The organism is Mycobacterium sp. E1715, assembly GCF_001667625.1.
In the GTDB taxonomy this organism is placed as follows: domain Bacteria; phylum Actinomycetota; class Actinomycetes; order Mycobacteriales; family Mycobacteriaceae; genus Mycobacterium.
Genome location: NZ_LZJJ01000165.1, coordinates 1 through 2,589 on the forward strand (window position 1 = coordinate 1; position 2,589 = coordinate 2,589).

Here is a 2,589-nt window from a genome sequence, read left to right on the forward strand (position 1 = left end):
CACTCGGATGACCCCCGCGATGTTACGGTGGTCTTCGGGTTATGCACTCTCGCTTCTACTTTGAGGTAGCGATCGTGGCGAATTCTGTTATGGGCGACTTGGTCAGCCAACTGCGCGTCGCCCTTCACCGGTTGCAGGACTGGGCCTACCCGGACGAGATAACTCACGATCGCTTCCGCGCCTTCATGAAGACGCCCCACGACGTCGGCGGCGAGCCGGACGCTCCGGCGGTCTTCGAGGAGAAGGAGGAAGAGCAGTGGGAACTCAACACGTTTGTCACGTGTGAGGTGCTCGGCTGGCGGGGCATCTGGACATCGGAGGAGCGCAGACGGCTCGGCAACGTCGATGTCGGGAGGATGCTTTATCAGGGTTTCCCCTACTACGGCCGTTGGGTTTTGGCGATTGCCCGGTGCCTCATCGACAAACGCCACATCACCCTCGGTGAGTTGATCGAACGAGCGGCCGAAGTACGTGGGCGCGCGGCGGCCGGTGCGACGCCGCTGGAGCCGGCGCCTCACACTGTCGGCGACGCGGCCGCGGTGCCCAGGAACCGCCATCACGTCGAGGCCGTCGGCAAGGGCGATCCGCAGTGCTTCGACGGCCTCGCCGGTGACGCACGGTTCGCGGTCGGCGACCCGGTGGTGGTGCGGGATCTGCCCACCATCTTCTACACCCGCACCCAGGAATACCTGCGGGGCAAGCCGGGCACGGTCGTCCGGGTGTCGTACGAGAGCCCGGCCCCCGAGGACGAGGCGTTCGACCGCGAAGATCAGCGGCCGGAGTGGTTCTACATCGTTCGCTTCAAGATGGCCGACCTCTGGGACCCCTATGCGGGCCCGCCGAACGACACGCTGCAAGCGGAGATATCCGAGCGGTGGCTGCAGCCGGCTTCTTAGCCGATTCACCAACCAGGATGGCGAGATGACAGAGCACACCGACGCGGCCCACGAACCCGAGCGCCACGCGGCACCGATGGTCGAAGAGGTCACCGACTTCGAAGTGCTGGAAATCGCCCTGCGCGAGCTGGCAATCGAGAAGGGCTTGTTCACCGCCGAGGATCATCGGCGCTACACCGAGTTCGTCGAGCAGATGGGCCCTGCGCCGGGCGCCCGGCTCGTCGCGAAGGCGTGGGTGGACCCCGACTTCAAACGGCTGGCCCTGCAAGACGGCGTCGCCGCCAGCCGCGAGGTCGGCATCGACTGGCTCCATCCGACCGGCTTCGGCACACCCAGCGACTTCACCGCACTGCACATACTCGAGGACACCGAGACGCTGCACCACGTGATCGTGTGCACGCTGTGCTCCTGCTACCCACGCCCGCTGCTGGGGAACTCACCCGAGTGGTACCGGACGCCTAACTACCGGCGCCGCATCGTGCGATGGCCCCGCCAAGTCCTGGCCGAGTTCGGCCTGTACCTGCCGGAGGACGTCGAGATCCGGGTCGAAGACTCGAACTCCAAACACCGGTTCCTCGTCCTGCCGCTCCGGCCGGCAGGCACCGATGGGTGGAGCGAGGAGCAACTCGCCGAAATCGTGACGCGCGACTGCATGATCGGCGTCGCCCTGCCCAGGCCCGGCGTGACCTCGAATATCGACCGCCCCGTGCATCCGGCCGTCCGCCCCGCCGAGAACTACTGAGGGCCCGCCGATGTCTGCGGAGATCGACGTCACCGCCGTCCGGGTGCCGACGCTGGAGCAGGTCGCCGAACGCGATCAGGTGTGGGCACGGATGGCGGAGAAATATGGCGTGAGCAACCCGGTGCCGCCCTGGAAGTCCAGCCTCGACGGGATGTGCGAGGCGCTCGACCGGCAGGGCACAGCGCTGGAGCTCTTGATGCGCCGGACCGACGAGGATCGCCTCGGCGAGGAGGTGTACGTGGCCCTGCCGTATCCGGAGAGCCAGCTGGTCGCGCTGGCGCACTCCCTGGTTGCCCGCAACGTCATCGACGAGGCGGCGCTGGCTCAACGCATGGAAGCGGTCCGTGCGCGGCTGCAGGCCGGCGACGCCTGACGAAAGGGACGGCGAGCCCGCGAGTGTGCGGTTACTTTCACGTTCGGCCGCGAGTGTGAAACCACATTCGCACTCGGCGGCGCCCGGCTAGCCGCCCAGGCATCCCGGGCCGAGCAGCTCCTTTAGGTCGCCCATCAGCGCCGGCGAGGGCGTCACCCGCAGCGACGGGTCCAGCTCCAGGGTGGTGATCCGGTCCCCGCTGATGAGCCGCAGGTGCACCTGGGCGGTCCCGGGGTGGCGCGCCAGCACCTGCTTGAGGGCGCTGACCTTGTCGATGGTGCACTGCCGGGTCGGCAGGCTGACCGCGATCGGCCGGTTCGGCTGGGCATTGGAGAAGTCCGGCACCACAAGCTCGTTGGCGATCAGGCTGATGCGGTCGTCGCGGATGGCCACCTTGGCGTTGATCAGCACCACCGCGTCGTCGGCGATGTCGGCGCCATAGGCGGAATATGCGTGCGGGAAGAACATCACCTCGATGCCACCGGTGAGGTCTTCCAATTGCGCCGACGCCCAGGGCATTCCGTTCTTGTTGACCCGCCGGTTGACCGACGCCAGGATGCCGCCCACCCGCACCTGCG

4 protein-coding genes are annotated in these 2,589 nt (G+C 67.2%); 3 read left to right on the forward strand and 1 reads right to left on the reverse strand.

Annotation, left to right across the window (positions count from 1 at the left end; genetic code table 11):
* Window positions 1-89 precede the first annotated feature (89 nt).
* The 3 genes from A9X03_RS09150 to A9X03_RS09160 are packed head-to-tail and all read left to right on the forward strand — an operon-like array spanning window position 90 to window position 2,011.
* The gene (locus A9X03_RS09150) at window positions 90-896 is read left to right on the forward strand and encodes an SH3-like domain-containing protein (RefSeq protein WP_067761318.1); all 807 of its coding nucleotides are present in this window, start codon (window positions 90-92) and stop codon (window positions 894-896) included.
* Window positions 897-921: 25 nt separating this feature from the next.
* Window positions 922-1,638 carry a thiocyanate hydrolase subunit gamma gene (scnC, locus tag A9X03_RS09155; RefSeq protein WP_067761315.1) on the forward strand — a complete coding sequence of 239 codons (717 nt, stop codon included), beginning with the start codon at window positions 922-924 and terminating at the stop codon, window positions 1,636-1,638.
* A gap of 10 nt (window positions 1,639-1,648) precedes the next feature.
* On the forward strand, window positions 1,649-2,011 hold the full coding sequence (locus A9X03_RS09160) for a thiocyanate hydrolase (protein WP_067761313.1): 363 nt from the start codon (window positions 1,649-1,651) through the stop codon (window positions 2,009-2,011).
* 87 nt (window positions 2,012-2,098) lie between these two features.
* Here the strand turns inward: A9X03_RS09160 and A9X03_RS09165 are convergent.
* A partial coding sequence (locus A9X03_RS09165) for an OB-fold nucleic acid binding domain-containing protein (protein WP_231975374.1) occupies window positions 2,099-2,589 on the reverse strand: 491 nt, incomplete at its 5' end.